Below are 699 nucleotides of genomic sequence, written 5' to 3' on the forward strand. Positions count from 1 at the left end.
CGTGGTGCGCGGGTCGCGACGCAGCGCCCGGCGCCCGGGGTGGCGCGCGACATCCCAGAAATCCGTCCAGTTCGGGGGCGTGTCGAGCCGCCCCCGATCCCACGCCAGAATCGTCCGCACCTGCAACGCCGCCCATCCGCATCCCGCGGCCGTATCGCCGCCACCGGGGAACGCATGCACCATCAGGTCGGCCGCGCAGGCCTCCGGCACGGAGGTGTCTTCCATCAGGACCAGCGTCCAGCGCCGGCCGCCCCGGCTTTCGACCTTACGCAGGGTGTCGGGGGATCCGTCCCACACGGTAAAGCGCGTGGCGATACCGCTCTTGGCATGAAAGGGCTGCCCGATCGCATCGCGCTGCGCGGCCGCCAGACTGATGTCGAGGCTCGCCGCCTGCACACTGACGGTCGCCGCGCGCGCCACGCTGTCCGGCGTCCACGGCAGGGCCGCCATGCCCAGCGCCAACGCGCACCCGGCCAGACGCGCCGGAAGACGGCGGGGCCGGTGAGAATCTGCGCGGGACAGGAAACGGCGGCGGGACAGGACGCAATACTCTTCTTGACGGAACGAAACGGACGACGGATGGGCCGCGGGCGTCGCAACGGGGCGTCTGCGGGCAGGCCGCGCCGGACGTCGGGCGGACGCAGGCTTCTTACTGCATTTCGGCACGGATCGGAAAGGCCAATGCGTGCCCCGGCTGCC

Annotated in this window: 1 pseudogene; it reads right to left on the minus strand. The window is 71.8% G+C overall.

What is annotated here, in order from left to right:
• Nucleotides 1-450: pseudogene (locus HUK82_RS17005) on the minus strand (extracellular solute-binding protein); the annotation flags it as partial.
• Nucleotides 451-699 lie beyond the last annotated feature (249 nt).

Origin of the sequence: Ameyamaea chiangmaiensis, assembly GCF_013376175.1 — a bacterium.
GTDB lineage: Bacteria > Pseudomonadota > Alphaproteobacteria > Acetobacterales > Acetobacteraceae > Ameyamaea > Ameyamaea chiangmaiensis.